This is a genomic window from Achromobacter sp. UBA4530 (assembly GCF_002388205.1).
Lineage (GTDB): Bacteria > Pseudomonadota > Gammaproteobacteria > Burkholderiales > Burkholderiaceae_B > Achromobacter > Achromobacter animicus.
In genome coordinates, this window is sequence record NZ_DGMA01000041.1 from 1 (window position 1) to 24,368 (window position 24,368).

Sequence of the window (24,368 nt, forward strand, 5' to 3'; positions counted from 1 at the left end):
TAGGAGGAGTTTCTTGAGAGGGAGCCGAAGGCGACAACGAAGATGACGACGGGGACGTCCGGAGCGAAGGCTCCGGACCGCAATCGTGGGCGATCGCCTCCCCGGTGACCACGGCGTCGGGCGACCTACGGAAGCCACTGCGTCGGGCGACCCGCTGCGCCCTAAACCTCGGCCGACCTACAAACGTTGGTGCATACCAGGCAACACCGTGATCCCCTGAACGGACCTACCGCCCCGCCCCCCACGCTCCTACGATAAGACCCATCACCCCACCAAGGACAAACCATGTCAAAGCTCACAAAATTCGTCTTGCCCTTCATCGCCACAGCGACGTTACTCAGCCAGCCCACCCAAGCCGCCTCCCATCACGCCCAAGCCACCCCCAAGCCAACCGCCCCCGTCGTCACAGAAGTAATGACAAAGGCCCTGCCCGACATCCCCGGCAAGGAAGCCCTGATGCTCGTCGTCGACTACCCGCCCGGCGGTGCGGACCCCGTCCACCGCCACGACGCCTCCGCCTTCGTCTACGTCCTGGAAGGCACGATCGTCATGCAGGTCAAGGGCGGCAAGGAAGTCACGCTCAAGCCCGGCCAGACCTTCTATGAAGGCCCCGACGACATCCACACCGTCGGCCGCAACGCCAGCCAGACCGAGCCGGCCAAGTTCGTGGTCGTCCTCATCAAGAAGCAAGGCGCGCCCGCTCTGACACCAGTCAAATAGGGACGCCGGGCGGACCCCGCCCTTCAGAACGCCAGCAGGCCTTCCCAAAGCGGAAGGCCTTCTTTTTTTTGCGCCCGATGTCACAAGATTGCGGCGCGCGCCGTCTTAGCTGTAGGATCAACCCACTTGCGGCGCCGCCACCATGTCGACACCCTACCCTCCCTCCTCCGACACCCCTTCAAACGGACCGGATTCCCTGGCCGACAGCTTTGCCACCAGCTATGCCGGTGTCATGGCTTTCATTGCCGTCGCCGCCGAGGGCAACTTTGCCAAGGCGGGCGACCGGCTCGGCATCGGCCGCTCTGCCGTCAGCCGCAGCGTCCAGAAGCTCGAAGACCAGCTTGGCACCCGCCTCTTCGTGCGCACCACGCGCAGCACCTCGCTCACGCCCGAGGGCCACCGTTTTTACGAACAATGCCACCCCGGCGTCGAGCGCATCATCCAGGCCCTGGACGACATGCGCGATCTGCGCGAAGGCCCGCCGTCGGGCCAGCTTCGGGTGTGCGCCACCGTGGGTTTCGGCCGCAAGGTCGTTGCCCCGCTGCTCATGGGGTTTCGTGAGGCCAATCCCGGCATCTCGGTCGAGCTGCTGCTGGACGACGGTCCCACCGACTTCACCACCGACCGGGTCGACGTCTCCTTCCGCAACGGCCGCATGGAAGACAGCCAGGTGATCGCCAAAAAGATCATCCCGATGCAGATGATGCTGTGCGCCTCGCCCGCCTATGCCGCCGCGCACGGCCTGCCCGGCAGCGTCGACGACATCGCCGACCATGCCTGCGTGAATTTCAAGCTGGCGTCGGGCCGCGTTTTCGAGTGGGAATTCAAGGTGGCGGGTCAACTGCGCAAGGTGGCGCCGCCCGGCATGCTGACGTTCAACGATGCCGACCTGGTGCTGCAATCGGTGCTGGATGGTCACGGCATTGCGCAGATGGCCGCTTACCAGGTCTGCGACCACCTGCGCGCCGGCACGCTGGTCGCCTGCCTGCCGCAATATGCGCCCGAGGACCGCGGCCATTACCTTTGTTTCCTGAGCCGCCAGCACTTGCCGGCGCGCATGCGCGTGTTCATCGATTACATGACCGAACACATCCGCGCAATGGACCTGCAGATATTGGACAGCCTGCTGGCGAAGCAGGCGTGAAGAAGGCCGCGCTACTGCGTCAGCGCCACCACGCTTTCAATGCCGCCCTGCGCCATCTTGGAATACGGACAGAGGCGTTCCGTATTGCGCACCAGTTCTTCGGCAAGGGCCCTCTCCAGGCCCGGCAGGTGGATGTTGACGTCAGCGGTCAGCGCAAACAAGCCATCGACCGGGTCTCGTCCGAACGAAATGGTGGCCGTGACCGAGGCTTCGGGAATCGACAGGCCGGACCGCTCGGCCAGCATGCTCAACGCGCCGTGGAAACATGCCGCATAGCCGGCGGCAAACAGCTGTTCGGGGTTGGTGCCCCCGCCCGTGCCGCCCAGCTCCACCGGCAGCCGCAATTCCACGATCAGTTCGCCATCGTCCGAGATGGCAATGCCTGAGGCGCGCCCGTGCGCGGCCTCCCCGCCGCGCACCGTCACGCTGGTGGTGTACAGGGGACGGAAGTCGCCGCCCCGGTACTTGTCCAGGAGGCTTTGGGGAGGAGGCCGCAGTTTGCTCATGTGGGTCCTTGTGCCCGCCGCTACTTTCTTGCGCCCGAACGGCTGAACCAGGTTTCGAAGTCGATCTTGCCCAGGCGGGGGCCGGATCCCGGCACCAGCGTGTCGTCGTCGAGCAGCGCGCCAAAGTAGCGCACGCCGGCGTCCGCCTGCACGGTGCGAGTGTCCCCGATTCTACCCATGTAGCGTTGCGCCAGCTCCGACAGCCTGACCTTTTCAGGACCGGCGATTTCCACGATGCCGTTCACGGGCGCGCCCAGCGTGGCGTCGGCCATGGCCAGCGCCACGTCGTCGGACGCGATGGGCTGCACGTAGGCGGACGACAGCCGCACTTCCTCGCCCTGCGTGCCCGACTGCACGATGCCGCCCAGGAACTCAAAGAACTGCGTGCTGTGGACGATGGTGTACGGCATGCCGGCGGCTTCGATCAGGTCTTCTTGCGCGATCTTGCCGCGGAAGTAACCGCTTTCGGCCAGGCGGCGTGTGCCGACGACCGACAGCGCGACGTGATGGCGCACGCCGGCGCGCTTCTCGGCGGCCAGCAGGTTGCGGCCCGAGGTCTGGAAGAATTCCAGCACGGCCTTGTCTTCGAAGGACGGCGAGTTGGCGACGTCGACCACCACGTCAACGCCGGCCAGGGCCGCATCCAGGCCTTCGCCCGTGATGGTGTTTACGCCGGTGGCGGGCGAGGCGGCGATGGCCTCATGACCGCGTTCCGTAAGCAGCTTGACGAGCTTGGAGCCGATCAGGCCCGTGCCGCCGATGACGAGGATTTTCATGATCGTTCCTTAGTTGAATTGGGCCTTGTCCAGCCCGTATGCCTTGTCGGCGGAGCCCGGCACCGTCTGGAAGCCCACATTCAGGCGGTTCCAGCCGTTGATGGCCATGATGGCAAAGCTGAGGTCCGAGATTTCCTTTTCGGACAGTTCACCGCGCACGCGCTCGTACACCTCGGTCGGCACGCCGTGCACGCCCAGCGTGGTCAGCGCTTCGGTCCAGGCCAGGCATGCACGTTCGCGCGCCGAGAACTGGTTCGATTCGCGCCAGATGGCGACGTGATGCAGGCGCAGTTCGCGTTCGCCCGCAATCTTGGCCTGCTTGATGTGCATGTCCAGGCAGAAGGCGCAGCCATTGATCTGCGAGGCGCGAATGTCGACCAGGGTCAGGATGGACTCCTCGATCGCGCCGGCCTTGGCCAGCATGCTGAATTCGACAAATTTCTTGAACAGTTCGGGCGACTGGGCAAAAGCGTTGAGACGTTGGCTCATGGTGACTCCTGGGTGGGGTGGGCGCTGCCCCGATGGGGTTATCGGGTTTTGCGCTGGCTTGTTCGACGCCCAAATCGTAGGCCGGCGCGCAGCGCGGCAGTAGCCCCGGCGCAGGGACCACGATGTTGCCGCAATGACAACAATCGCCCCGCGCGATCACCCCGAAAATACCCAGGCAATCAAGGCTCGCGCCCGCAAATCATCATGAACAGAAACGTTATCTCGATGCAGGACATCCATTACTTCGTGGAAGTCGCCAAGCGCGGCAAGCTGTCCGCCACCGCCACCGAACTCGGCCTGCCCGTGGCCACGCTGTCCCGGCGCCTGACACAGCTTGAGCAGACGCTGGGGTACAAGCTGTTGAACCGCACCACCCGCAGCGTCAGCTTGACCGCGATCGGCCAGCAGTATTTCGACCAATGCGCGACGCATGTCCAAGCCGCCCTGTCCGCGCACGAAAGCATCCATTCCGGCCTTAATCATCTGGCCGGCACCCTGCGCGTGTCGGTGATGCCGGGTCTGACCATGATCCTGCCGGCGGTGCTGAAGGAACTGCGCGAAACCTATCCGCAGATCTCCTTCGAGGTGGAGCTAGGCTCGGCCGGCGCCGCCCGCAGCGGCCATCCCTTCGACCTGATGCTGCGCACGGGAGAGCTCGAGGATTCCGCGCTGATCCAGAAACACGTGGCGCAGGTACAGTGGATTCTCGTGGCGGCCCGCAGCTATCTGGACCGCTTCGGCCGCCCGACCTGCCCGGAAGACCTGGGCCTGCACGAGCGCATCGTCACGGGCGGCCTGCCCGACTGGACGCTGGGCGAAGGCGAAAGCCTGCTGAATGTTCGCGGACCGACCCACATCGGCACCAACAGTGCGGCGCTGGGCGTGCAGCTGGCCACCGCCGGGCTGGGGATCGCCTGGATGCCCAGCCATCAGGCGCTGTCGCAAACGCTGCGGGAACTGGCGCTGGAACAGATCCTGCCCGATTGGAAACTGCCGCCGGCCACCATCTACGCCCTATCCGACAACCGCGTGACGCCGGCGCGGGCCAAGGTGTTCCTGGATACGCTGCAACGGCATTTGCGGGTGAATTAGGCCCCGCCCCCTTACCCCAGCAGATTCTCCCTGACGTGCACCAGATGCCGCCGCACGGCCGCCATGGCGCGGTCCGCGTCGCGGTCGTGCAGCGCCTCGACGATCTCGCGATGTTCGACCTGATACGCCGCGCGCCGCTCGGGCGTCAGGCTTTTGCGCTTGAGTGCGCCCCACGTCGCCTGTGAGCGCGCCGCGGTCATCAGCGCAAACACCTTTTCGATGAAGAGGTTGTGCGTGGCCGTGGCCATCAGTTCGTGCAGTTTCGCGTCCCAGACTTCGAATTGTTCAAAGCTGGCTGCGGTCTCCGCTTCATCACAGGCGTTCTGCATCGCGGCAAAATCCGCCGGCGTGCCGTGTTGCACGACCAGCGCCGCGATGGCCGGCTCCAGCACCAGCCGCGCCGCCATCAGTTCGGCCGGACTGGTGGACAGCACCTCGCCGCGCAGCAGCGCCTCGGTCTGCGCCAGCGCCGAGGGCGGGTTGGCGTAGGTGCCGCTGCCCACGCGCTGCGAAATCAGGCCCTCTTCCTTCAATTGCGTCAGCGTTCGGCGCACGGTTGACCGGCTGATGCCGAATTGCTCGCTCAACGCGCGTTCGGTCGGCAGGCGGTGGCCTGGCGCCCATTCGCCCGACTGCAGGTTTTCGATGATGACCGCCCGCATGGCGGAGGCTTTGTCCATGGATGTCCCCGGATGATGACGCCGCAAATGATACCAAAACAGACCAATAAATTCTTTCTCGTCCGCGAATTACCCGATTCGCCTGGGAACAATTTTGGTTTATCCTGCCCAACACCAGCAATTGGGCCTGAGAATCGGCCAATTGGTATCTTTTGGTATGTCATCACGGGCGGCCCCGGCCGCCGTAGGAGCAAGCATGAAAATCGCGGTATTTCGAATCAATGGCGAGCGGCGCGTGGGCGTGGTGTCGGACGAGGGCGGCACGGTCACCGCGCTGGATTTCCCGCCCCAACTTGCGGCAGCCGGCGCGCTGACGGCGGTGCAATGGCTGGCCGAGGGCCGCGCCCTACCCGCGCAAACGGGTCCGGCCTATCGCTGGGATCAGGTCGAGCACGAAGCGCCCCTGCCCGCGCAGCCGCGCAACCTGTTCTGCGTCGGCCGCAACTACCACGCGCATGCCAAGGAACTGCGCGATTCCGTGTTCAAGGACAACGACGCCAATCCGGAATCCTGGCCCATCGTTTTCACCAAGGTGCCGCAGACCGTGGTCGGCCCCTGGTCCGACGTGACGCTGCCCACCGGCATTTCCGACAAGATCGACTACGAGGCCGAACTGGCCGTCGTCATCGGCAAAGGCGGCCGCAACATTTCGCGCGCCGAAGCCATGAGCCACGTCATTGCCTACACCGTCGTCAATGACGTCACCGCGCGCGACGTGCAGATGCGCCACCAGCAGTGGGACCTGGGCAAGTCGTTCGATACCTTCTGCCCCATGGGTCCGTGGCTGGTCACCGCCGACGAACTGGACGGCCGCCAGACGCGCGTGCGCTGCTGGGTCAATGGCGAACTGCGCCAGGACGGCAACACGGAAGACCTGATCTTCGACATCCCCACGCTGATCGAGACCTGCTCGCGCGGCATCACTCTGTACCCCGGCGACGTCATCGCCACCGGCACGCCCGCGGGCGTGGGCCAGGGCCTGAACCCGCCGCAGTTCCTCAAGCACGGAGACGTCGTCCGGATCGAAATCGACGGCATTGGACGCATCGAAAACCGATTCGTCTGACGCCCGCGTAAACGAGCGCCGGTCACAAGAAACCGGCGCCGCGCAGCAAAAAACCTAAGGAGTGAGACATGAACCTGCGCTGCAAGCATGTAGCCAGACGGGCGGCCGCGGCCGCCTTGCTATGCCTCGGGGCCACGGCCGCGACGGCCGCCGGGTATCCCGAGCGGCCCGTCACGATGGTGGTGCCCTTCCCGCCCGGCGGCGTCGCGGACACCATCGCCCGGCCGCTGGCGCAGGCCCTGGGCGACAAGCTGGGCCAGCCCATCGTCATCGAAAACAAGGGCGGCGCGGGCGGCGCCATCGGCATTGGCCAGGCGGGCCGCGCCAAGCCCGACGGCTACACGCTGTTGCTGAGCCTGTCGTCGATCTCCATCCTGCCCGCCGCAGACCGCCTGCTGGAACGCAAGCCGGCCTATCAGCTCGACCAGTTCGTGCCGATCGCCCGCATCACGGCCGACCCGACAGTGCTGGTCGTGCGCGCGGACGCGCCATACAAGACGCTGGACGAGTTCATCGACGCCGCTAAAAAACAGGGCGGCAAGCTGAGCTACGGCAGTTCGGGCATCTACGGCACGATGCACGTGCCGATGGAAATGCTGCAGAACGCCGCGGGCGTCAAGATGATGCACGTGCCGTTCACGGGCGCAGGTCCCGCGGTGCAGGCGCTCGTCGGCGGCCAGGTCGACGCGCTGGCAACCGGTCCGTCCAGCGTCATGCAGCTGATCCAGGCTGGTCGCGTGCGGCCGCTGGCGCATTGGGGCGACGGCAAGCTGGACAGCCTGCCCGACGTGCCGTCGCTGACGTCCAAGGGCTACGACGCCAGCTTCGTGCAGTGGTCTGGCGTCTTCGCGCTGGCCGGCACCCCGCCCGCCGTCATCGACAAGCTGCGCCAGGCCGTCAAGCAGATTGCGGCCGACCCGGCCGTGCAGGCGCGCATTGCGGGCACCGGCAGCCCGATGCAGTACCTGGACGCGCCGGCATTCGACGACTACTGGAAAAAGGATTCGGCCTCGTTGGAAGTGGCCGTCAAGCGGATCGGCAAGGTCGAATGACTGACGCTTGAGCCATGCACACGCAAGGGGGGCATCGCGCCCCCCTTTCGCATTTACTGCACCGTCTCCCGCGCCGCCGCCTGGCGCGCCAGCGCCTTGCGGTCCACCTTGCCCACCGCGTTCTCGGGCAGCCGGTCGATCCAGCAGACGTCGCGCGGCACATAGATCCGGCCCAGCCGCGCCAGCACCTCGGCCTGTATCGCGGCCGCATCCGGCGCGGTTTCGCCATTGCGTTGCACGAAGATCACCGGCGTCTCGCCCAGGTCATCGTCCGGCGCCCCCACCACGCAGCAGGCCGCGATGCCCGGCATTCCGGTGACCACGCCTTCGATCAGCGCGGGCGAGATGTTCTCGCCGCCCCGGATGATCACGTCCTTGATGCGGCCGGTGATGGTCAGGTAGCCCTGCGCGTCAAAGCGGCCCAGGTCGCCGGTGCGCAGCAGCCGGGGCGCGCCCGCGTCCGCGCTGTCCACACCCAGATAGCCCAGCATCAGGCTGTCGCCCGCGATGCAGATCTCTCCTTCCGCGCCGGCCGGCGCCACGCTGCCATCGGGCAAGCGCAGGGTTACGTCCTGTCCTTGCAGCACCGTCCCGACCGATCCCACGCGCCGCGCATCGGGCGGATTCATCGTGGACGTGCAGGTGGCCTCAGATAGCCCATAAGACACGACGAGCGGACACCCAAGAAAGGCTTCGATCCGCCGATGCAAGGCCTCGGTGATGGGCGCCGATCCGCACCGCGCAAAACGCAGCACGGCGAGGCTGTCCGGATCGAACGTCAGTTCCAGCATGCGCGCATACATCGTCGGCACGCCGGTGATGATCGTGGGCCTGAAAGCGTCCAGCAGACCGGGCATGTCCTGCGCGCGGAACCGGCCGGCCAGCGCCACACTGGCGCCGGCCAACAGCGGCGTGAAAATCTGGTTGTTCAGCGCGTTGGTGTGATGCAGTGGCATGACGTGCAGCAGGCGATCCGAAGGCGTCAGCCCCGTGTGCGCCAGCACGCCGCGCGCGTTGTTGACCAGGCCTTGATGGGAAAGCAGCACACCCTTCGGATTTCCCGTGCTGCCCGACGTGAAGAGCAGCAGCCCCGGCGCCTGCGGCGCAATGTCCGCGCCCGCCCAGTCCGGGGTATTCGACGCCACATTCGACGGCACCTTAGCGGCATCCAGCACGCGAGCTTCCGGTAGGCCGCAGGCGCTGGCCGTGGCGGCGTTGTCGGCGTCCGCCAGCATCCACGTCAAGCCCACCGCCGCCACGCGCCGCGCGGTTTCCTCGACCGACAGCCGCGGCTCGAGCGGACACGGACAAGCGCCCGCCGCCATGACGCCCAATAGGGAAACCACCTGCGCCAGCGAGCGCTCCATCGCCACGCCGACGTAATCGCCCGGCGCGACGCCGGCGGCGCGCAGGCCACCCGCTGCCTGTCCCACGCGGCGGCGCAGGTCCGCGTAGCTGACCGTTTCCTCGGCGGTCACCAGCGCAGGGCGCGCTGCCCATTCTGGCTGGTCCCACAAGCGCGCAAACGCCGCCACGATCGTGGCATCGGCAATCGTCATGATTACTCCCCCTGTACCGAGCTCGTTGATGCGTGGCGCTGTCAGCGCAATGCGACGGCGGCGTCGCGTTCGAACTGTCCGTCGGCATCCAGCTCGCGCAAGGCGCGCGCTTCCTGCTCGGTCGGCGGTTCGGTCGGGCCCGCGCCGCTGGCGTCGAACTCGAAGCCGGTGCGTTCGCGTACTTCAGACAGGCTGGACTCCGGATGCCACGACTGCAGGGCCAGCCGGCCGTCGCGCTTGATGAACACCGCAATCGGCGTCACCACGCCATGAAAACCGCCCCACGACGTCATGAAGTCCAGCGTGGGCACGAACGTGCGGCGCGAATGCTCGGTGCGCCAGGTGCAGGCGCGCTTGGCCGTGGGCAGCATCACCGCCCCGCCGCCCCCGCCCGGCAGCCGGACCTTGGGTTCATGCCAGTCGCCGATGCACGAGTTGTTGGCGCAGCCCGCGCCGTCAATCTGCGCGGCGCCCAGAAAGGTCAGGTCCATGCGGCCGCGCGTGCACAGGTCGTAGAAATCTTCGTTGGAAAAGATCGACGCGGTGTGCTCGGCCAGCACCGGATCCGAACTGGACAACGGAATGTGCGACGGCCGCGGGTTCACGCCGCCCGCCACGTTGATGTACACGAAGTCCCAGTCGTACGCGCGCTTGGCCAGCAGGCACGCCAGCATCGGCATAGTGGAATTCACGCCGCTGAAGGTGATTTCGTCAGGACGGATGAATCGCGCCAGATTGGTGACGATGTACGAAAAGCCCGACCATTGCTCAGCCATGATTCCCCTCCCGCGCTTCGGGCGCCGCGGCCATATGCGCGCGCAGATCGCTGTTCTTGTCCATGTAGGTTTCCACCGCCGGATAGTCGATGGCGTAATCGGGCCAGCACGAACCCGGCCACGCGCCCTGCGGCACGACCGCGAAGGCTTGCACCATGAAATACGGCACCAGCGTGGACTCGGGCTGCGCCTCGAACACGGCGCTGTCCACCTGCTTTTCGGCCACGACCAGCACGCTGCCCGCGGCGCGCGACATGATGCGGTCCCAGTGCGCCGTGCCCTGCACGCGCACGTTGCCCAGCGCATCCACTTCGGACGCCTGGATCACGGCGAAGTCCGGCCGTATCGCCGGCACCACCCAGGTCTTCTCGCCGCTGCCGTACGGATCGTCCAGGCATTTCCAGCCGTTCAGCTCCGGCAAACCGCTGCCATGCAGACCGCCGCAGGGCTGGAACGGCACGCCAAAGGCCGCCGCGCGCAGCCCGGCCGTCAGGCTGGCGCAAGCGTGTTCCTCAAGTTCGATCTCGTGGCGCTCCACGGCGCGCCGATACCACGGCGCCAGCCCGAAGTTGCCTTCCATCGCGACGATGCCCGCGCGTACGCGGCGCAGCACGCCCGCGCGGCACAGGATGTCCACGTCATAGCCCGGCGACTGCTTGATCAGTTCAAGATCGCGCTTTTCCTGGCGGATCAGTTCGCGCACAAAGGCGAACGGTCCGCGGTGCAGAAAGCTGCCGCCCAGCGCGATGGACGCCCCGTTGGGCACCAGCGCCGCCAATTCCTGCAGGCTGCACTGCTTGTTCTTCTGGTTGAATCCTGAAGCCATTGTCTTCCTCCTGCTTGATGGGACGCGCTTAGCGCGCCTGCAGATACGCCGCCACGCGGTCCTTCAGGCCGGGCGCCGCGGCCGAACGCACCAGCCGCGCCAGATCCGTGTCCGGCGTCTCCTGCGACAGGGCCGCGTAGAGCTGCGTGCGGCTCGCGTCGGTCAGCGCGCTCGCCGTTTCCAGCGCAGCCTCGCCGATCTGCGGCCATTCCTGCGTCGTGGCCAATCGGCTGACGAAGCCATCGCGCAACGCGTCTTCGGCGTTGAATGTGGCGGCCTGTTCAAGAATCGTGCGCGCGCGCCCCGCGCCCACCAGCGACGCGAAACGCCGCGTGCCCAGCACCAGGCCAAACTTCAACCCGGGCATGCGGAACGTCGCATCCGGCGCGCTGATGCGCCATTTGCAGGCGCCGAACACGTCCACGCCCGCGCCGAAATTGCGCCCATGCGCCAGCGCCACGGTCAGGCACGGCGAGGCCGCCAGCCGCTGCAGCAGCGTCTCGATCCGCACGAAGCGCAGCAGCAGATCGCCTTCGCTCTGCGTCTGCCAATCGCCAAAGTCGAAGCCCGCGCTGAAGTTCTTGCCCTCGCCTTGCAACACGATGACCTGGGCACGTGCGCCCTCGGCCTCGTCCAGCGCGGCGATCAGCGCCTCAACCAGGTCGGCCGACAGCGCATTCATCTTTTCGGGGCGCGCCAGCGTCAGCACGTGGCGCGGCCCTTGCCGGTCGATACGCAGAACGCTCATTGCTTGCCTCCCTTGGCAGACACGCGCAGCGGTCCCAGCACCTCGTCGTTGTGCTCGCCCAGCGCGGGCGGCCGGCGGCGCAGCGCCGTGGTCTCGCCGTCAAACCGCACCGGCAGGCCAAACGTGCGGGTCTGCACGCCATTCGGCAGTTCCAGCGCCTGCACCCAGCCCATGTGCTCGACCTGCTGATCGGCCAGCACCTCCGAATACGTGTTGATCGGCGCGCACGGTACGCCGGCCGCGCGAAAGCGTGCCAGCCAGTCCTGTGCTTCGTGCTCAGCGAAGATCGCTTCCAGGATGTCGCGCAGCGCCGTCTGATTGCGAGCGCGGGCGCTGGTATCGGTAAAGCGCGGATCGCCCAGCAGGTCTTCACGCCCCACCGTCACGCAGACGGCCTTCCACAACGCCTGGTTGCCCGCGGCCATGCCGAAGTATCCGTTCTTGCAGCGAAACGCCTGATACGGCGCATTGCGCGGATGGGCCGACCCCAGCTTGACCGGATCCTTGCCGCTGCCGAAGAACTCGGACGTCTGCAAGGCGGCGATGCCCAGCGTGGCGCCCAGCATCGGCACGTCGATGTGCGTGCCCTGCCCGCTGGCCTGCGCCGCGCGCAGCGCCGATGCGATGGCGAACGCGCCGTACAGTCCCGCGGAAAAGTCCGCCAGCGGCACGCCGCATTTGACCGGTTCGCCGCCGGGCTCGCCGGTGACGCTCATGATGCCGCTCATGGCCTGGATGGTCAGGTCAAAGCCGCCTTCCTGCGCGCGCGGTCCGGACTGGCCATACGCCGAGATCGAGCAGTACACCAGCCGGGGATTGGCCTCGCGCAGTTGCACGTAGCCCAGGCCCAACCGCTCCATCACGCCCGGCCGGTTGTTTTCGATGAGCACGTCGGCGCGCAGCGCCAATTCGCGCGCCAAGGCCAGATCGCCGGGGTCCTTCAGGTTCAACGTCACCGACCGCTTGTTGCGGTTGAGCGAGGCGAAGTTCTCGCTGTAGCCGTCCGAGATGGGCGGCCAGCTGCGCAGCGTATCGCCGCCTTCCGGGTTCTCCACCTTGATCACGTCCGCGCCCATGTCCGCCAACAACATGCCGCAAAAGGGTCCCGCCGCGACGTTGCAAATCTCCAGCACCGTAATGCCGGCTAGCGCCGAACTGGGTGTCATGTCTGACCTCTCGTTATGAAAATTCAATATTTGGGATGCGGAAAACAGTATAAGACGCGGCCTTCAACGATGGCATCATCCAGACGCGCCGCCCGGGAAAGCCGCTGGTGTCCGGGCGAATCCTAGTGCAATCCCTAGGTGCCGCGGTTAATTGTTGACCAGCATAGCACCGTGTGGAATTCTAGGTAAACCATTTATTGAAACGTCAATCCTAATATTTAGGATTCACAAAAGAGGACTGCAGCGGCCCCGGCGCCCCGCAATCGCGAACCGCCTCCGTCGCATGCTGGCCCGTCCACCGAGGAGAGTTGCATGAGACTGTCGTGGCGTATTGCCCTGGCCAGCACGGTGCTGGCGCTGTCGGCCAACCCCGCATCGGCCGACAACTGGCCGACCAAACCCGTCCGCATGGTGGTGCCGTTTCCGCCGGGCGGCGCAACCGATGCGGCCGCGCGCATCTATGCGCAGCATCTGGGAGACTTCCTGGGACAGAGCGTGGTCGTCGAGAACAAGGCCGGCGCGGGCGGCGAGATCGGCGCGGAATTTGTCGCCAAGTCCGCAGGCGACGGCTACACCCTGCTGATGGGCGCAGTCGGCAGCCATGCCATCCACGCCGCCATGCCCGACAAGCCGGGCTACGACTTCGGCACGGCATTCGTTGGCGTGTCCATGGCCACCAGCATGCCGATGGCGGTGGCCGTGAACAGCAGCAAGATTCCAGCCAAGAACGTGCAGGAACTCATCGCGCTGGCCAAGAGCAAACCCGGATCGATCACCTTCGGGTCAGCCGGACCCGGCACTTCGCAGCACATGGCCGGCGAGCTCTTCCAGGCGGTCACCGGCACGCGGCTCATGCACGTGCCTTACCGCGGCAGCGGTCCCGCCATTACGGATCTTCTGGGCGGCCAGATCGACATGGTGATCGAAACGCTGCCCGCGTTGCTGCCGCAGGTCGCCAGCGGCAAGATCCGGCTGTTGGGCGTCACGACGGCCAAGCGCGCCACCGCGTTGCCCGACCTGCCGACGCTGGCGGAACAGGGGGTAAAGGATTATTCGGTTGCCACCACGTATGCCCTGCTTGCGCCGGCAGGCACCCCGCCCGCGGTCGTGGACAGGCTGTCGGACGGCATGCAGAAGGCCGCGGCGATGGAATCCGTGCAGCAGGCCGCGCTGAAGCTGGGCGCCGACGCGATCGCCACCTCGCCCGCCGACACCAGCCGGATGCTCAAGCAGGAAGTCGCGCGCTGGGCCGACGTGGTGCGCCTGTCGGCGGCGAAATGACGCGCGCCGCGGCATTGGCCCAGCCGGCCACCCCCGAACTCGCCATTGTCGGCGGCGGCTCGGTTGGCGTCAGCTTCCTGTATCAGTTCCTGTTGGCGCTGCAAGCCGCGCCGGCCGTGCGCCCGCCAACGGTCCATCTTTTCGAACCGCAGGCCGACCCCGGTCCGGGCGGCGCGTACCAGGACGACCTGCGCAGCAACCTGCTCAACATTCCCGCAGGCAACATGTCCGCGCGCGCCGATCATCGGCTGGACTTCGTCGACTGGCTGCGCGAACAGGATGAGGACTGGCTGCACGGCTACGGCGTCACGGCCATCGAACCTGCCGACTTCCTGCCGCGTCCGCTGTTCGGCGCCTACATGCGCGCGGTCTACGAGCGCTGCCGCCGGCTGGCCGAAACGCTGGGCGTGAGGCTGACGCATGTGCCTGACCGCGTGCTCCGCGTGGTCCCGCAACCTGACGGCCGTGTGCACGTCCAGTCCGAACATGGCGTACCGATCGTGGCGCGCCACGTCGTGCTGTGCAACGGCAACCTGCCTTCGCAGGCGTTTCCTGCGCTGGATGGCGTGGCAGGCTACTTCAACAGCCCGTATCCGGTGTCGGCGCTGGCACAAGCCATCGCGCCCGATGCGTCCGTGTGCGTCGTCGGCACCAGCCTGAGCGCCGTGGACGCCGTGGCTGCATTGCAGCAGGCCGGACACCGCGGCCCCATTCTGTGCGTCTCGCGCAACGGGCGGCTGCCATCGGTGCGCAGTCCGCACAACCGCGCGCCCGGCACGCTGCAACAGCTGAGCGCCGACGGCGCGCTCCAACTGGCGGCTCGGCACGGCGGCGCGCTGACGCTGGACGTCATCTGGCAGGCGCTGCGGGACGAGGTGATGGCGTTGCACGGCTCGCTGGACGACGATGATGTGTTGGGCATCGACGGCGACGCGCGTGCCGCCTTGGATGATGAAATCCGCCGATCGGCCACGGCGCCGCGTCCGTGGCAGGCGGTGGCCGCCGCCACCAATGGGGCGGTGGACCGGATCTGGCATCTGCTGCCTGACACCGAACGGCGCCGCTTCCAGTCGACTTGGCGTTCGCTATGGATGGCTAGGCGCGCGACCTTCCCGATGCGCAACGCCTTGAAGTTGCAGGCATTGTTCGGCGCCAAGCAGCTCCACGTTGCCGCCGGCTTTGCCGGCTGCGATCACGATCCGGCCACCGGCCTGTTCCGCACACGGCTGCGCACGGCAGGTGAGCACGTCGAACACACAAGCCAGTATCTGATCAATGCCACGAGTTTCTCCGTGGATGCGCAGCGCACGGCCGATCCGCTGGTGTCCCAGTTGCTGCGCGACGGTCACGCGCATGCCGATCCGCATGGCGGCCTGGCGCTGGACTACGGCACCGGCTGCCTGAAGAACGCCGGTGGCCACATCGTGGCGGGCGTCTCGGTGCTCGGCAGCCTGGCAGGCGGCACGTACTTCTGGACCACGTCCATGGACGTAAATGCCCGGCTGGCGCGCGATCAGGCCGAACGGATCGCGGCCACCCTGCGCGCCGCGCCGGCTACTGATCCAGAAATCCCCGGCGATATCCCATCCCCTGAGAGATGGACTGCGCACAGGCCGCCACATCCGGCGCAAGCTGCTTCATCCTAGCGGCGCTCAGACGGTCCAGCGGCCCTGAAATGCCGACCGCGGCCACGGGCTGGTCCAGGCTGTTGAACACGGTGACGGCCAGCCCGCCGACCCCTTCACGCCATTCGCCGCGATTGATCGCGTAGCCGGCGCGCGCGATTCTACGCAGTTCGTCTTTCAAGAGCGGCATGGACACGATGGTGGACGGCGTGTGCCGCACCATCTGCTCCGCGTAGCGTTCGACGTAGCCTTCGGGCTGGTAGGCCAGGAGCGCCTTGCCGGTCGCCACCGCGTAGGCGGGCGCGCGGCCGCCCACCATGGAGTACGCGCGAATGGGCTGCGGGCTGTCGATCTTGTCCACGTACACCACGTCAAAGCCGTCCAGCACCGACAGGTGCACGGTCTCGCCGGTCTGGTCCGCCAGCGTGCGCATGTAGGGCGCGGCCAGCTTGCGCACGTCCAGTTGCGCCAACTGCCTCGCCGCCAGTTCAAACAGGCGCACGGCCCCGCGGTATCCGCCGCCGTCGTCGTCCTTGATGACGTAGCCGGCGTGAATCAGCGTCTGCAGGGTGCGATGCGTATTGCTGCGGGTCAGGCCCACGCGCGCGGCCAGCGCGTCGATGGTGCGCGGCGGATTGTCTACATCGGTCACCGCTTCCAGCACCATCAGCCCTTTAAGCAGCGTCTTGTCCATTCGTGATTTTTCCTAATATTTAGGACGGGAACATAGCACGAGACACGCCGCGGGAACAGCGGATTTGCCGCAATGTCCGCGCTAGGCCAGCGTGGCGCGGACAGCGGCAGAGCGGTCCCACAAATTGGGCAGGGTGGGCGACGAATAGCCCGAGACGAATGGCTTGGCGACGCCGGTGACCGGGTCGTACACATGGCGCGACACGGCGCCGATGTTGCCGCCATACAGATGCACGCTGATGGAGACGCGGTCGGGATACGCGTTGGACACCCGGTGGATGTCGCCCTCGGCCGGCGACAGGCGCTCCACATCGCCGGGCCGCAGCGTCGTGGGCTCGCCCGCCATGGCCAAACGCCCGTCGACGTCCCGCGTGAACCGCTGATTGATCTCCGAGCCGCGCAGCATGCCGACATAGCCCCAGACCTCGTGATCGTGCACGGGCGTCAACTGGCCGGGTCCCCAGACAAAGCTCACCAGCGAGAAGCGCTCCAGCGGATCGCAGTGCAGCAGGTACTGCTGATAGAACTGCGGGTGCGGGGCGGTACAGGCTTCGGGCAGCCAATCGTCGTGGCTCACCAGGTCCGAGAACGCTGCCTCAAGTTCGGGGCTCTGGTCGAGCGCCTGCGGCGTGGCCAGCCGCGTCGCGGTGGCGATAAAGCGGCGCAGCCGTTCCAGGCCGGTGGTCGATTCAGGCATTGCAGGTCTCCGGTTGGATCAAATCCCAGAATGAAAAAAGAGTATCCACGATTCAGGACGGCGACGCACGCGTCTGCCGCTTCCGGCTCGGCCGGACATCGCGCAACCACGCTTGACATCCCCGTGGCGGCGCGTGCAGCGTATCGGACTGTCTGCAAGGTTGGAAATGAAAAACACGCATCACGATATTCCGCCCCCGCTGGCGCACGCGCTGCGCGACGCGCGCCGCGTCGTCGTCTTCACGGGCGCAGGGGTCTCCGCGGAAAGCGGCATCGCCACGTTCCGCGATGCCTTGACCGGGCTCTGGTCGCGCTTTGACGCACAGGCGCTGGCCACGCCCGAAGCCTTTCAAAAGCATCCCGACATCGTCTGGGGCTGGTACGAATGGCGGCGCGCGCAGGTCCTGCGCGCTTCGCCCAACGCCGCACACCATGCCATCGCGACGCTCGCCCGCCATGTTCCCCGACTGACCGTCGTCACGCAGAACGTGGATGACCTGCACGAGCGCGCGGGTAGCCGCGATGTCACGCATCTGCACGGCAGCCTGCATGCGCCGCGCTGTTCGCGCTGCGGCGCCCCTCAGTCCTTTGCCACGGAAACACCGGAAGAACCCGATGCCGGCCGCCGCATCCCGCCGCCTGCCTGCACGGCTTGCGGCGCCCCGGTGCGGCCGGGCGTCGTCTGGTTCGGCGAAAGCCTGCCCGCGCAGGCCTGGCGCGACGCCACCCTTGCCGTGCAACAGTGCGACCTGCTGTTCAGCATCGGCACCTCGTCGCTCGTGTACCCCGCCGCAGAACTGCCCCAGCTGGCCATCGCAGGCGGCGCCACGGTCGTGCAGGTCAACCCGGCCGCGACGCCCCTGGACGGCCTGGCCCACCACAACCTGCGCGGCGCCGCGGCCGAAATGATGCCCAAGGTGCTTGCCGCAGCGAGGTTTGGTGAGGATCCGCCGTAACCGGATCACACGTCTATGACACTTGCGCCACACTCGCGGGGAAACCCTCACTTTCACCATTACAACCGCGCTATACAGTGGTGTAATGAGCTTCGCTTGTGGAGATGATCATTCCGTTTTCCTGGAGACTTCCTGACGTCTTCGTACGTTCGCCAGACGGTGTGCTGCACCGTGTGGTGCGTCACGCCACGACCACGGAAACCATCGCCCTGCTTGAAGGCATGCCAAGCAATACCCATCTGGATTGCGAATGCAAGCTCGATAACGGCGAAACGCTGTGCTGGGTGGGCAACGACGAATACCGCCAGTTGAATGGCGGCGCCGTCTTTCTCGCCGTCACCGCGCACACCACACCTCGAGGCGAGTCAGGGCACAGCGTCTCCGCCCCGAGCGATGAAAAGCCGGCCACCGCGCCGCGTGCCTCTCGCAAGACATTTGCCGGGGCTCAAGCGCGCCTGCCGCCCGCTGTAGTCAATCTAAAAACCGGCAACGATTGGAGCCTGATCCGCGCCTGGCGCGAGCACCTGAACATCAGCACTGCTGACATGGCTGCCCGGCTTGGCGTCGATCACTCCATCTATATCGATTTGGAACGGCCCCGCCCGCGGCCCAGGCAGGTCATTCTTGACCGCGTGTCCGAAGCCCTCGGCGTTTCGCCGGAACAACTCGATGATTCATTGTTAGGAGGACAGTTTCATTAGCGCAGCGCGCGACGGCATTGCCCCGCGCCCGCGCCATGAATTGTTCAAACGACTTTGGCGCCGACACCTGACGGCCCGCGCATGGAGGTATTGAATATGCTCGGCACCGCAAGACGATTGACCGACGTGCTCGCCACATCGCCGGATGGCACGTTGTATCGCATTGAACGCTTCGTTTCCGATCCTGGCGCGTATTCCGCGCTGGGCACGCCACGCTTCGATCCCAAGACGCACTGCGTCTGCCGCACCAGTTCCGGTGAAAAGGTTGCGTGGCTGGGCGGCCAGACCTACCAGCTTCTCAAAAGCGGCACATCCCTGACCGCAGTGGACCGACGACGCGCCTGACGGCCGCCGCCAAAGCATTCCACGACAGCCCGCCCCGACAGCCCGCCACTACCGTCCGAAACGCGTCACGACAAAATCCACGAATGTCGTGAGTTTCGGCGGAGCCTGGCGGTCCTTCGCATACAGCAGCGTGATGGGCCGGGCCACCGGCCAGTAAGGCTGCAGGATAGGCACCAGGCGGCCGGCGCGCACGTCGTCGGCCAGCAGCAGCTCCGGCTGCAACACGATGCCAAAGCCCGCCAGCGCGGCCTGCCGGAGCGCCTGCCCGTTGTTCGACACGAACCGCCCCGTCGGATACCCCATTTCTCCGCCCTCGTCCGTGCCAAGCCGCCAGCCGGTGCGCCGGCTCCAATGCGAGAAATCCAGGCACTGATGCCGGGACAGATCGCCCGGCACGGCTGGGGTGCCGTACCGCGCCAGATACGCGGGCGCCGCGCAGATGATCATCTGGTAAAGGCCGATGCGGCGCGCCACCAGGCCGGAATCCGCAGGCTCGCCGATGCGCAGCGCCACATCGAAACGCGACGCCACCACGTCCTCCACCATGTCGCTCAGCGACAGCTCCACGCTGACGTCCGGATAGATCGACAGGTACTCGGCGATCGCCGGCGCCAGCGCAAATGACCCGAACGATACTGACGAGGTGATGCGCAGATGCCCGCGCGGCGCCGAGCGCAGCACTTCGGCCCCCTGCTCTGCGTCGCGGATGTCGGCAAGGATTGTCTTGCAGCGCGCGAAGTAAGCCTGGCCCGCCTCCGTCAGACTCTGGCGCCGCGTCGTGCGGTTCATCAGCCGCAGCCCCAGCCGGTTTTCCAGGCCTTTGACATGCTTGGCCGCCATCGCAGGCGACATATCCAGCTGCGCTGCTGCGGCAGACAGGCTGCCCAGTTCCACCACCGCCACAAAGACTTCCATGCTGAGCAGGCGATCCATGGATTACACACTCCAAGTGTTGACTGATCCAACAATTCTAGGATTTTTCGGGCGGAATACGGCGCGCAGAATGCGTCCATGCGTCGGCGTCGTGCCGGCGCGCCTTATCGGCATTCCCGGAGAACCTCATGAAGATCATCCTCATCGGCGCAGGCGGCACCCTCGGAAGCGCGATCGCCCGCGAGCTGGGCCAGCGGCACGACATCATCACGGTGGGCAAGACCCGCGGCCAATATCAGGTGGACGTGACCCGCAGCGACAGCATTCGCGACCTGTTTGAACGCGTGGGCAAGGTCGACGCGATCGTTTCCGCTACGGGCAGCCTGCATTTCGGGCCGCTCGCCGAGATGACGGCGGATCAGTTCAAGATCGGCCTGCATGACAAGCTGCTGGGCCAGGTCGACCTGGCGCTGATCGGCCAGCACTACGTCAACGCGGGCGGCTCGATCACGCTGACCAGCGGCATCCTGAGCGATGAACCCATCCGCTTTGGCGCCAATGCCGCCGCCGTGAACAGCGCCATCGACGGTTTCGTGCGTGGTGCAGCGGTAGAACTGCAAGGCGTCCGCATCAACGCCGTCAGCCCCACGGTGTTGGAAGAATCGCTGGACAACTATGGTCCGTACTTCCAGGGTTTCGAAGCGGCGCCGGCCAGCCGTGTCGCGCTGGCCTACAGCCGCAGCGTCGAAGGCGCGCAGACGGGGCGGGTATATCGCGTGTGGTGATGGCGGGCATAGCATAGCTGCTGCCAAGAATGCGCAAAATCTGCGGCGAAAAAAAAGCGACTTGATGCATTCATCAAGCCGCTTTTCGCGTACGCACTGCTGCGTCTTTCTGGTTGAAACCATGCTGTGAAGCATGACCTCGAATAAGTTGGCGCGCCCGGCAGGATTCGAACCTACGACCCCCTGGTTCGTAGCCAGGTACTCTATCCAGCTGAGCTACGGGCGCCCCGAAAGAGGCGTGTTTATAACACGAAAGAATCGTGCCATGCAAATCGACCCCGTTTAAATGGCGTACTGGCACAGACAGCGCCCCGGCCTTTGCGGCATGTCAATGAAACACACGGCCAGGCAGCAGTACGCTGAGTTCAACAAGAACACATCAGGCAGACAGCATGGCCAAGAAATTTCCCCTGCATCCCAAACATCCCGAACGCATCTGCTGGGGTTGCGACCGATACTGCTCCACCGACTCCATGGCCTGTGGCAACGGCTCGGGCCGCACCATGCACCCGGCGGAATCGCTCGGCGAAGATTGGTATCTATTCGGAGATTGGGGCTTCGATGAAGCGGACGACAAGCCGCAATCGAAAGAAAAGGAAGAGGCTGCGCATTGAAGCGATGGGGCTGTATTGGATGTATCGATGGGATGCGCAGTTATTTGATGCGCACCGGTGTGATGCCCACCTATTGATGCCCACCTATTGATGCCCACCGATGTACACCCACCGATGTACGCCTCACCAATTTGACGCACAAAACAAAAAGGCCTTCGATTCAAGATCAAAGGCCTTTTCATTTTCTTTGCCGCTTTCACATCGCGGTGTTTAGACCGTGAAGTTTGGCGCGCCCGGCAGGATTCGAACCTACGACCCCCTGGTTCGTAGCCAGGTACTCTATCCAGCTGAGCTACGGGCGCTCCGGCAAAGAGGCAAAATTATATCAGAATAATCGTGCCATGTTTGTAGTGCAGTAAAACTTATCGCAGAACTTCTTGCGGCAACTTGTACTTCACTACGCCTGCTTTTTATTCCCTTTCCGGCAGGTCTGCGTAAAACGCAAACAACACAAAAAAGAACTTGGCGCGCCCGGCAGGATTCGAACCTACGACCCCCTGGTTCGTAGCCAGGTACTCTATCCAGCTGAGCTACGGGCGCTTGAAAAAGCAAGCCTTGAATAATAGCGTCGTTTCACGAGATGCGCAAGTCGGAAGGCGCGCGGATGTCTGCGTACAGCTTCCCGACAGCGGATGGTCACATCGATAGAACGTTGTCTCTTTAGCCTAGCGGCCGTTAACGATGCCGGCTGTCATCCGGCGATCTTCGTGACGCAATGACAGTGCGCCACGTCATCCGCAAGCTCAAGAGACCTTTCATGTCCGACAAAGACAAAAGCACTGGAGAACCTTCCCAAGACGCCCCCAGCACGACGCCGGTGCGCGCCACGCGCCGCGGCTTTCTGACCGGCATTGCCGCACTCGGCGCGAGCGCAGCCGCGATGGGCGCGCTGTCCGGATGCTCCAACGACGACGACGATGACAGTCCTGCGGCGCCCGCCCCAGCGCCTGCGCCGGAACCCACGCCCGCCCCTGCTCCTGACCTCACCACGCAGCTGCGCAACAACGTCAAGACGCTGGTGGTGATCTTTGCCGAGAACCGCAGCTTCAACAATCTGTTCGCCAACTTCCCCGGCGTGGAAAAGCCGCTGTCCGCGCTGACGCCGGCCGACTACACGCAGCTCGATCGCGACGGCACGCCGCTGCCCGTGCTGCCGCCGGTCTGGAACGGCATGGTGCCTACGTCGCAGCAGGCCAACCACATTACTTATCAGGTGGATCAGGCCGCGGCCTACATGAATAACCTGCCCAACGCGCCCTTCGCGTTGCAGGGACCGCAAGGCGAGCCGCTGCCGCAAGGGGTGGTGACGCGCGACCTCTGGCACGTGTTCTACCAGAACCAGATGCAGATCAACGGCGGCAAGAACGACAAATTCGTCGCGTGGGCTGATTCCGGCGCGCTCGTCATGGGGCACTACAGCGATTCGGCGTACAACCTGCGGCTGTGGAAGCTGGCGCAGGAATTCGTGCTGTGCGACAACTTCTTCCAGGGCGCCTTTGGCGGTTCGTTCCTGAACCATCAGTACCTGGTCGCGGCGCGTCCGCCTTTCTATCCCGACGCCGCCACGTCGGTCGCCAAGACGCAGATCGCGCAACTGCAAAGCGCGGACCCCACCGATCCGCGCCTGGAACCCAAGGCCACATCGCCCGCCAGCGCGCTGACCGGCATCCCGCAGTTCGGCGCCAGTGCGCTCACGCCCGACGGCTATGGCGTCAATACGATGGCCCCGCCATTCTGGCCGTCGTTCAGCCGCGATGCCACCGATCCGACACTGGCAGATCCGGCCAGCCCGCAAACGATGGTTCCGCAAACGCACGCCAACATCGGTGATCTGATGAGCGCCAAAGGCCTGGACTGGGCCTGGTACGCCGGCGGTTGGAAAGCCGCCGTCGATTCAACGGCCAGCACGGGCTTTCCGTCGTCGCCGAACTTCCAGGCGCATCACCAGCCGTTCAATTATTTCAAGAGCACGGGGCCGGGCACGGCGGCGCGCACGGCGCACATCCGCGACGGCGGCCTGGGTGATCTCAATTCCACCAACAAATTCCTGGCCGACGCCGAAGCGGGCACGCTACCGCCGCTGACCTTCTACAAGCCGCAGGGCAACCTGAACATGCACGCGGGATACGCGGACGTGGACTCGGGTGATCGCCACATCGCGCACATCGTGGACAGCCTGAGGAAGAGCAAGCAGTGGGAGAACATGGTGGTGGTGATCACCGTGGACGAGAACGGCGGCTGGTGGGATCACGTTGCGCCGCCGCAAGGCGACCGTTGGGGGCCGGGCACGCGTATCCCGGCGGTGATCGTGTCACCCTTTGCCAAGAAGGGCACGGTGGACCACACGATCTACGACACGGGCTCCATCCTGCGTCTTGCCACGCGGCTCTTCGACCTGCCGATGTTCGATGGTTTGAAGGCGCGCGATGACGCCATGACGGCGCGAGGACAAGCGGCGATGGGCGATCTGACGAATGCGCTGACGTTTAGCGCCTGACGCCTGCAGGCGGGGCGGCGATCCGTCGGGCGGCGATCCGTCGGGCGAATCACCCTCTCTACGCCGCGCCCGCCTGCCCGTGCACCAGCAGCGCATAGATCTCCGCAACGCGGCCGGTCGTAATCCCCTCGCGTTGCTCCACCGCCAACGGATGATTCGTGGGCTCCAGCTCGATGTACGGCCGGATGCCGTCGTCCCGAAGATGCACGTGCGTCTTCAGTCCGATCGTGTCGGGATACGGATCGAGCCGCGTCGTAAGCCAGCCGAACAACGGCGGCGTGTGCGAACGCTTTGCCTCGTCCGACATCCGCACCCACGTCTCGTAGCTTTGCTGACTGAGCGAGACCCACACGCCCCACACGAAGGGTTCTGGGTGGCCCGCGATCGGCAGCTCGATGCAGCCGCGCACATAGAAGTGCTGCTCGTCGATTACGCAATCGTCGCTGCCCAGATCGCAACGTCGGGTGCGATCTTCGGGCGGTACGGCGTAGTACGTTGCGGGCGCATCGGCGCCGAAGCTCGGCAGGCCGTGGTGGAACTCGTCGCAGGTGGTGCACTTGAAGGAAAAGTCCATTGCTACTTTTTCGGTGTGGGTTCTTGAGGCGTCCGGCACGGTGGCGTCCCGGGGTGCGCGGGGTGTCGATAAGCCCGAGGGAATTTGAAGGGAAGGCCGAAGGCCTGGACGAAGATGACGACGGGGGA

26 protein-coding genes and 3 tRNA genes are annotated in these 24,368 nt (G+C 65.5%); 13 read left to right on the forward strand and 16 right to left on the reverse strand.

Annotated elements, in window-relative coordinates; translation table 11 throughout:
- Positions 1-285: 285 nt before the first annotated feature.
- Both B2W22_RS24550 and B2W22_RS24555 read left to right on the forward strand, forming a co-directional pair.
- A complete protein-coding gene (locus B2W22_RS24550; RefSeq protein ID WP_286939888.1) occupies positions 286-720 on the forward strand; it encodes a cupin domain-containing protein in 435 nt (144 codons plus the stop codon).
- A gap of 142 nt (positions 721-862) precedes the next feature.
- Complete coding sequence (locus B2W22_RS24555; protein WP_286939890.1) at positions 863-1,864, forward strand: LysR family transcriptional regulator; 1,002 nt, start codon at positions 863-865, stop codon at positions 1,862-1,864.
- Positions 1,865-1,875: 11 nt separating this feature from the next.
- Here the strand turns inward: B2W22_RS24555 and B2W22_RS24560 are convergent, their stop codons facing one another.
- Genes B2W22_RS24560 through B2W22_RS24570 form a run of 3 tightly spaced genes read right to left on the reverse strand, consistent with a single transcriptional unit; the run spans position 1,876 to position 3,635 of the window.
- Positions 1,876-2,370 carry an Ohr family peroxiredoxin gene (locus B2W22_RS24560; RefSeq protein WP_286939892.1) on the reverse strand — a complete coding sequence of 165 codons (495 nt, stop codon included), beginning with the start codon at positions 2,368-2,370 and terminating at the stop codon, positions 1,876-1,878.
- A gap of 20 nt (positions 2,371-2,390) precedes the next feature.
- Complete coding sequence (locus B2W22_RS24565; RefSeq protein ID WP_286939893.1) at positions 2,391-3,146, reverse strand: SDR family oxidoreductase; 756 nt, start codon at positions 3,144-3,146, stop codon at positions 2,391-2,393.
- A gap of 9 nt (positions 3,147-3,155) precedes the next feature.
- Positions 3,156-3,635 (reverse strand): carboxymuconolactone decarboxylase family protein, encoded by a 480-nt coding sequence (locus B2W22_RS24570; RefSeq protein ID WP_056563450.1) that lies wholly within the window; start codon positions 3,633-3,635, stop codon positions 3,156-3,158.
- 204 nt (positions 3,636-3,839) lie between these two features.
- Here B2W22_RS24570 and B2W22_RS24575 point away from each other — a divergent pair, with 204 nt between their 5' ends.
- A complete protein-coding gene (locus B2W22_RS24575; RefSeq protein ID WP_286939895.1) occupies positions 3,840-4,727 on the forward strand; it encodes a LysR family transcriptional regulator in 888 nt (295 codons plus the stop codon).
- Positions 4,728-4,738: 11 nt separating this feature from the next.
- Here B2W22_RS24575 and B2W22_RS24580 read toward each other — a convergent pair whose 3' ends face one another.
- The gene (locus B2W22_RS24580) at positions 4,739-5,407 is read right to left on the reverse strand and encodes a FadR/GntR family transcriptional regulator (protein ID WP_286939896.1); all 669 of its coding nucleotides are present in this window, start codon (positions 5,405-5,407) and stop codon (positions 4,739-4,741) included.
- Between the two features lie 196 nt (positions 5,408-5,603).
- Here B2W22_RS24580 and B2W22_RS24585 point away from each other — a divergent pair, with 196 nt between their 5' ends.
- Complete coding sequence (locus tag B2W22_RS24585; RefSeq protein WP_175124214.1) at positions 5,604-6,473, forward strand: fumarylacetoacetate hydrolase family protein; 870 nt, start codon at positions 5,604-5,606, stop codon at positions 6,471-6,473.
- Between the two features lie 68 nt (positions 6,474-6,541).
- Positions 6,542-7,525: a tripartite tricarboxylate transporter substrate binding protein gene (locus tag B2W22_RS24590; protein WP_175124215.1), complete on the forward strand. Its 984-nt coding sequence runs from the start codon at positions 6,542-6,544 to the stop codon at positions 7,523-7,525.
- A gap of 53 nt (positions 7,526-7,578) precedes the next feature.
- Here B2W22_RS24590 and B2W22_RS24595 read toward each other — a convergent pair whose 3' ends face one another.
- From B2W22_RS24595 to B2W22_RS24615, 5 genes are read right to left on the reverse strand one after another with little or no spacing between them, the layout of a single operon-like run.
- On the reverse strand, positions 7,579-9,084 hold the full coding sequence (locus B2W22_RS24595; protein ID WP_286939899.1) for a class I adenylate-forming enzyme family protein: 1,506 nt from the start codon (positions 9,082-9,084) through the stop codon (positions 7,579-7,581).
- A gap of 41 nt (positions 9,085-9,125) precedes the next feature.
- Positions 9,126-9,860 carry a CoA-transferase subunit beta gene (locus tag B2W22_RS24600; RefSeq protein ID WP_175124217.1) on the reverse strand — a complete coding sequence of 245 codons (735 nt, stop codon included), beginning with the start codon at positions 9,858-9,860 and terminating at the stop codon, positions 9,126-9,128.
- Positions 9,853-10,686, reverse strand: a complete 834-nt coding sequence (locus tag B2W22_RS24605; RefSeq protein ID WP_175124218.1) for a CoA transferase subunit A — start codon at positions 10,684-10,686, stop codon at positions 9,853-9,855. The genes B2W22_RS24600 and B2W22_RS24605 overlap by 8 nt, the downstream gene beginning before the upstream one ends.
- A 28-nt stretch (positions 10,687-10,714) precedes the next feature.
- Entirely contained in the window at positions 10,715-11,434 is a 720-nt protein-coding gene (locus B2W22_RS24610) for an enoyl-CoA hydratase/isomerase family protein (RefSeq protein WP_175138590.1), read from the reverse strand.
- Positions 11,431-12,600: a CaiB/BaiF CoA transferase family protein gene (locus B2W22_RS24615; protein WP_175138591.1), complete on the reverse strand. Its 1,170-nt coding sequence runs from the start codon at positions 12,598-12,600 to the stop codon at positions 11,431-11,433. Before B2W22_RS24615 ends, B2W22_RS24610 begins: the two co-directional genes overlap by 4 nt.
- Positions 12,601-12,912: 312 nt before the next feature.
- Here B2W22_RS24615 and B2W22_RS24620 point away from each other — a divergent pair, with 312 nt between their 5' ends.
- Both B2W22_RS24620 and B2W22_RS24625 read left to right on the forward strand, forming a co-directional pair.
- On the forward strand, positions 12,913-13,881 hold the full coding sequence (locus B2W22_RS24620) for a Bug family tripartite tricarboxylate transporter substrate binding protein (protein WP_175138592.1): 969 nt from the start codon (positions 12,913-12,915) through the stop codon (positions 13,879-13,881).
- Positions 13,878-15,527 carry an FAD/NAD(P)-binding protein gene (locus B2W22_RS24625; RefSeq protein ID WP_286939903.1) on the forward strand — a complete coding sequence of 550 codons (1,650 nt, stop codon included), beginning with the start codon at positions 13,878-13,880 and terminating at the stop codon, positions 15,525-15,527. The genes B2W22_RS24620 and B2W22_RS24625 overlap by 4 nt, the downstream gene beginning before the upstream one ends.
- On the opposite strand, the gene B2W22_RS24630 is transcribed toward B2W22_RS24625, so the two are convergent.
- Both B2W22_RS24630 and B2W22_RS24635 read right to left on the reverse strand, forming a co-directional pair.
- Complete coding sequence (locus B2W22_RS24630; protein ID WP_175124223.1) at positions 15,436-16,200, reverse strand: IclR family transcriptional regulator; 765 nt, start codon at positions 16,198-16,200, stop codon at positions 15,436-15,438. The genes B2W22_RS24625 and B2W22_RS24630 overlap by 92 nt on opposite strands.
- A gap of 81 nt (positions 16,201-16,281) precedes the next feature.
- Positions 16,282-16,896: a cysteine dioxygenase gene (locus tag B2W22_RS24635; protein ID WP_175124224.1), complete on the reverse strand. Its 615-nt coding sequence runs from the start codon at positions 16,894-16,896 to the stop codon at positions 16,282-16,284.
- Between the two features lie 166 nt (positions 16,897-17,062).
- Here B2W22_RS24635 and B2W22_RS24640 point away from each other — a divergent pair, with 166 nt between their 5' ends.
- The 3 genes from B2W22_RS24640 to B2W22_RS24650 all read left to right on the forward strand — a co-directional run bounded on the left by B2W22_RS24640 (position 17,063) and on the right by B2W22_RS24650 (position 18,897).
- The gene (locus tag B2W22_RS24640; protein WP_286939906.1) at positions 17,063-17,851 is read left to right on the forward strand and encodes an SIR2 family NAD-dependent protein deacylase; all 789 of its coding nucleotides are present in this window, start codon (positions 17,063-17,065) and stop codon (positions 17,849-17,851) included.
- Positions 17,852-17,949: 98 nt separating this feature from the next.
- The gene (locus tag B2W22_RS24645) at positions 17,950-18,552 is read left to right on the forward strand and encodes a helix-turn-helix domain-containing protein (protein ID WP_286939907.1); all 603 of its coding nucleotides are present in this window, start codon (positions 17,950-17,952) and stop codon (positions 18,550-18,552) included.
- A 96-nt stretch (positions 18,553-18,648) separates the two neighbouring features.
- The gene (locus B2W22_RS24650) at positions 18,649-18,897 is read left to right on the forward strand and encodes a hypothetical protein (RefSeq protein WP_175124227.1); all 249 of its coding nucleotides are present in this window, start codon (positions 18,649-18,651) and stop codon (positions 18,895-18,897) included.
- Positions 18,898-18,945: 48 nt separating this feature from the next.
- Here the strand turns inward: B2W22_RS24650 and B2W22_RS24655 are convergent, their stop codons facing one another.
- Positions 18,946-19,830, reverse strand: coding sequence for a LysR family transcriptional regulator (locus B2W22_RS24655; RefSeq protein WP_286939912.1), 885 nt, complete (start codon positions 19,828-19,830; stop codon positions 18,946-18,948).
- A gap of 128 nt (positions 19,831-19,958) precedes the next feature.
- On the opposite strand from B2W22_RS24655, the gene B2W22_RS24660 reads away from it, so the two are divergent.
- On the forward strand, positions 19,959-20,555 hold the full coding sequence (locus B2W22_RS24660) for a short chain dehydrogenase (RefSeq protein WP_286939913.1): 597 nt from the start codon (positions 19,959-19,961) through the stop codon (positions 20,553-20,555).
- A 149-nt stretch (positions 20,556-20,704) separates the two neighbouring features.
- Here the strand turns inward: B2W22_RS24660 and B2W22_RS24665 are convergent.
- Positions 20,705-20,781, reverse strand: a tRNA-Arg gene (locus B2W22_RS24665).
- A gap of 166 nt (positions 20,782-20,947) precedes the next feature.
- Here B2W22_RS24665 and B2W22_RS24670 point away from each other — a divergent pair.
- Complete coding sequence (locus tag B2W22_RS24670; RefSeq protein ID WP_175124230.1) at positions 20,948-21,169, forward strand: DUF3079 domain-containing protein; 222 nt, start codon at positions 20,948-20,950, stop codon at positions 21,167-21,169.
- A 225-nt stretch (positions 21,170-21,394) separates the two neighbouring features.
- On the opposite strand, the gene B2W22_RS24675 is transcribed toward B2W22_RS24670, so the two are convergent.
- Together B2W22_RS24675 and B2W22_RS24680 are read right to left on the reverse strand one after the other, a co-directional pair.
- Positions 21,395-21,471 (reverse strand) — tRNA-Arg (locus tag B2W22_RS24675).
- A 161-nt stretch (positions 21,472-21,632) separates the two neighbouring features.
- A tRNA-Arg gene (locus B2W22_RS24680) sits at positions 21,633-21,709 on the reverse strand.
- Positions 21,710-21,926: 217 nt separating this feature from the next.
- On the opposite strand from B2W22_RS24680, the gene acpA reads away from it, so the two are divergent.
- Entirely contained in the window at positions 21,927-23,666 is a 1,740-nt protein-coding gene (gene acpA / locus B2W22_RS24685) for an acid phosphatase (protein WP_286939914.1), read from the forward strand.
- A 58-nt stretch (positions 23,667-23,724) separates the two neighbouring features.
- On the opposite strand, the gene B2W22_RS24690 is transcribed toward acpA, so the two are convergent.
- Positions 23,725-24,240, reverse strand: a complete 516-nt coding sequence (locus tag B2W22_RS24690; RefSeq protein WP_286939915.1) for a DUF2199 domain-containing protein — start codon at positions 24,238-24,240, stop codon at positions 23,725-23,727.
- Between the last annotated feature and the right edge of the window lie 128 nt (positions 24,241-24,368).

What these genes read in the sequence shown, in the direction of transcription:
- B2W22_RS24550 (WP_286939888.1), top strand. Translation starts at nt 286, where the DNA reads ATGTCAAAGCTCACAAAATTCGTCTTGCCCTTCATCGCCACAGCGACG.
- B2W22_RS24555 (WP_286939890.1), top strand. Translation starts at nt 863, where the DNA reads ATGTCGACACCCTACCCTCCCTCCTCCGACACCCCTTCAAACGGACCG.
- B2W22_RS24560 (WP_286939892.1), bottom strand. Translation starts at nt 2,370, where the DNA reads ATGAGCAAACTGCGGCCTCCTCCCCAAAGCCTCCTGGACAAGTACCGG.
- B2W22_RS24565 (WP_286939893.1), bottom strand. Translation starts at nt 3,146, where the DNA reads ATGAAAATCCTCGTCATCGGCGGCACGGGCCTGATCGGCTCCAAGCTC.
- B2W22_RS24570 (WP_056563450.1), bottom strand. Translation starts at nt 3,635, where the DNA reads ATGAGCCAACGTCTCAACGCTTTTGCCCAGTCGCCCGAACTGTTCAAG.
- B2W22_RS24575 (WP_286939895.1), top strand. Translation starts at nt 3,840, where the DNA reads ATGAACAGAAACGTTATCTCGATGCAGGACATCCATTACTTCGTGGAA.
- B2W22_RS24580 (WP_286939896.1), bottom strand. Translation starts at nt 5,407, where the DNA reads ATGGACAAAGCCTCCGCCATGCGGGCGGTCATCATCGAAAACCTGCAG.
- B2W22_RS24585 (WP_175124214.1), top strand. Translation starts at nt 5,604, where the DNA reads ATGAAAATCGCGGTATTTCGAATCAATGGCGAGCGGCGCGTGGGCGTG.
- B2W22_RS24590 (WP_175124215.1), top strand. Translation starts at nt 6,542, where the DNA reads ATGAACCTGCGCTGCAAGCATGTAGCCAGACGGGCGGCCGCGGCCGCC.
- B2W22_RS24595 (WP_286939899.1), bottom strand. Translation starts at nt 9,084, where the DNA reads ATGACGATTGCCGATGCCACGATCGTGGCGGCGTTTGCGCGCTTGTGG.
- B2W22_RS24600 (WP_175124217.1), bottom strand. Translation starts at nt 9,860, where the DNA reads ATGGCTGAGCAATGGTCGGGCTTTTCGTACATCGTCACCAATCTGGCG.
- B2W22_RS24605 (WP_175124218.1), bottom strand. Translation starts at nt 10,686, where the DNA reads ATGGCTTCAGGATTCAACCAGAAGAACAAGCAGTGCAGCCTGCAGGAA.
- B2W22_RS24610 (WP_175138590.1), bottom strand. Translation starts at nt 11,434, where the DNA reads ATGAGCGTTCTGCGTATCGACCGGCAAGGGCCGCGCCACGTGCTGACG.
- B2W22_RS24615 (WP_175138591.1), bottom strand. Translation starts at nt 12,600, where the DNA reads ATGACACCCAGTTCGGCGCTAGCCGGCATTACGGTGCTGGAGATTTGC.
- B2W22_RS24620 (WP_175138592.1), top strand. Translation starts at nt 12,913, where the DNA reads ATGAGACTGTCGTGGCGTATTGCCCTGGCCAGCACGGTGCTGGCGCTG.
- B2W22_RS24625 (WP_286939903.1), top strand. Translation starts at nt 13,878, where the DNA reads ATGACGCGCGCCGCGGCATTGGCCCAGCCGGCCACCCCCGAACTCGCC.
- B2W22_RS24630 (WP_175124223.1), bottom strand. Translation starts at nt 16,200, where the DNA reads ATGGACAAGACGCTGCTTAAAGGGCTGATGGTGCTGGAAGCGGTGACC.
- B2W22_RS24635 (WP_175124224.1), bottom strand. Translation starts at nt 16,896, where the DNA reads ATGCCTGAATCGACCACCGGCCTGGAACGGCTGCGCCGCTTTATCGCC.
- B2W22_RS24640 (WP_286939906.1), top strand. Translation starts at nt 17,063, where the DNA reads ATGAAAAACACGCATCACGATATTCCGCCCCCGCTGGCGCACGCGCTG.
- B2W22_RS24650 (WP_175124227.1), top strand. Translation starts at nt 18,649, where the DNA reads ATGCTCGGCACCGCAAGACGATTGACCGACGTGCTCGCCACATCGCCG.
- B2W22_RS24655 (WP_286939912.1), bottom strand. Translation starts at nt 19,830, where the DNA reads ATGGATCGCCTGCTCAGCATGGAAGTCTTTGTGGCGGTGGTGGAACTG.
- B2W22_RS24660 (WP_286939913.1), top strand. Translation starts at nt 19,959, where the DNA reads ATGAAGATCATCCTCATCGGCGCAGGCGGCACCCTCGGAAGCGCGATC.
- B2W22_RS24670 (WP_175124230.1), top strand. Translation starts at nt 20,948, where the DNA reads ATGGCCAAGAAATTTCCCCTGCATCCCAAACATCCCGAACGCATCTGC.
- acpA (WP_286939914.1), top strand. Translation starts at nt 21,927, where the DNA reads ATGTCCGACAAAGACAAAAGCACTGGAGAACCTTCCCAAGACGCCCCC.
- B2W22_RS24690 (WP_286939915.1), bottom strand. Translation starts at nt 24,240, where the DNA reads ATGGACTTTTCCTTCAAGTGCACCACCTGCGACGAGTTCCACCACGGC.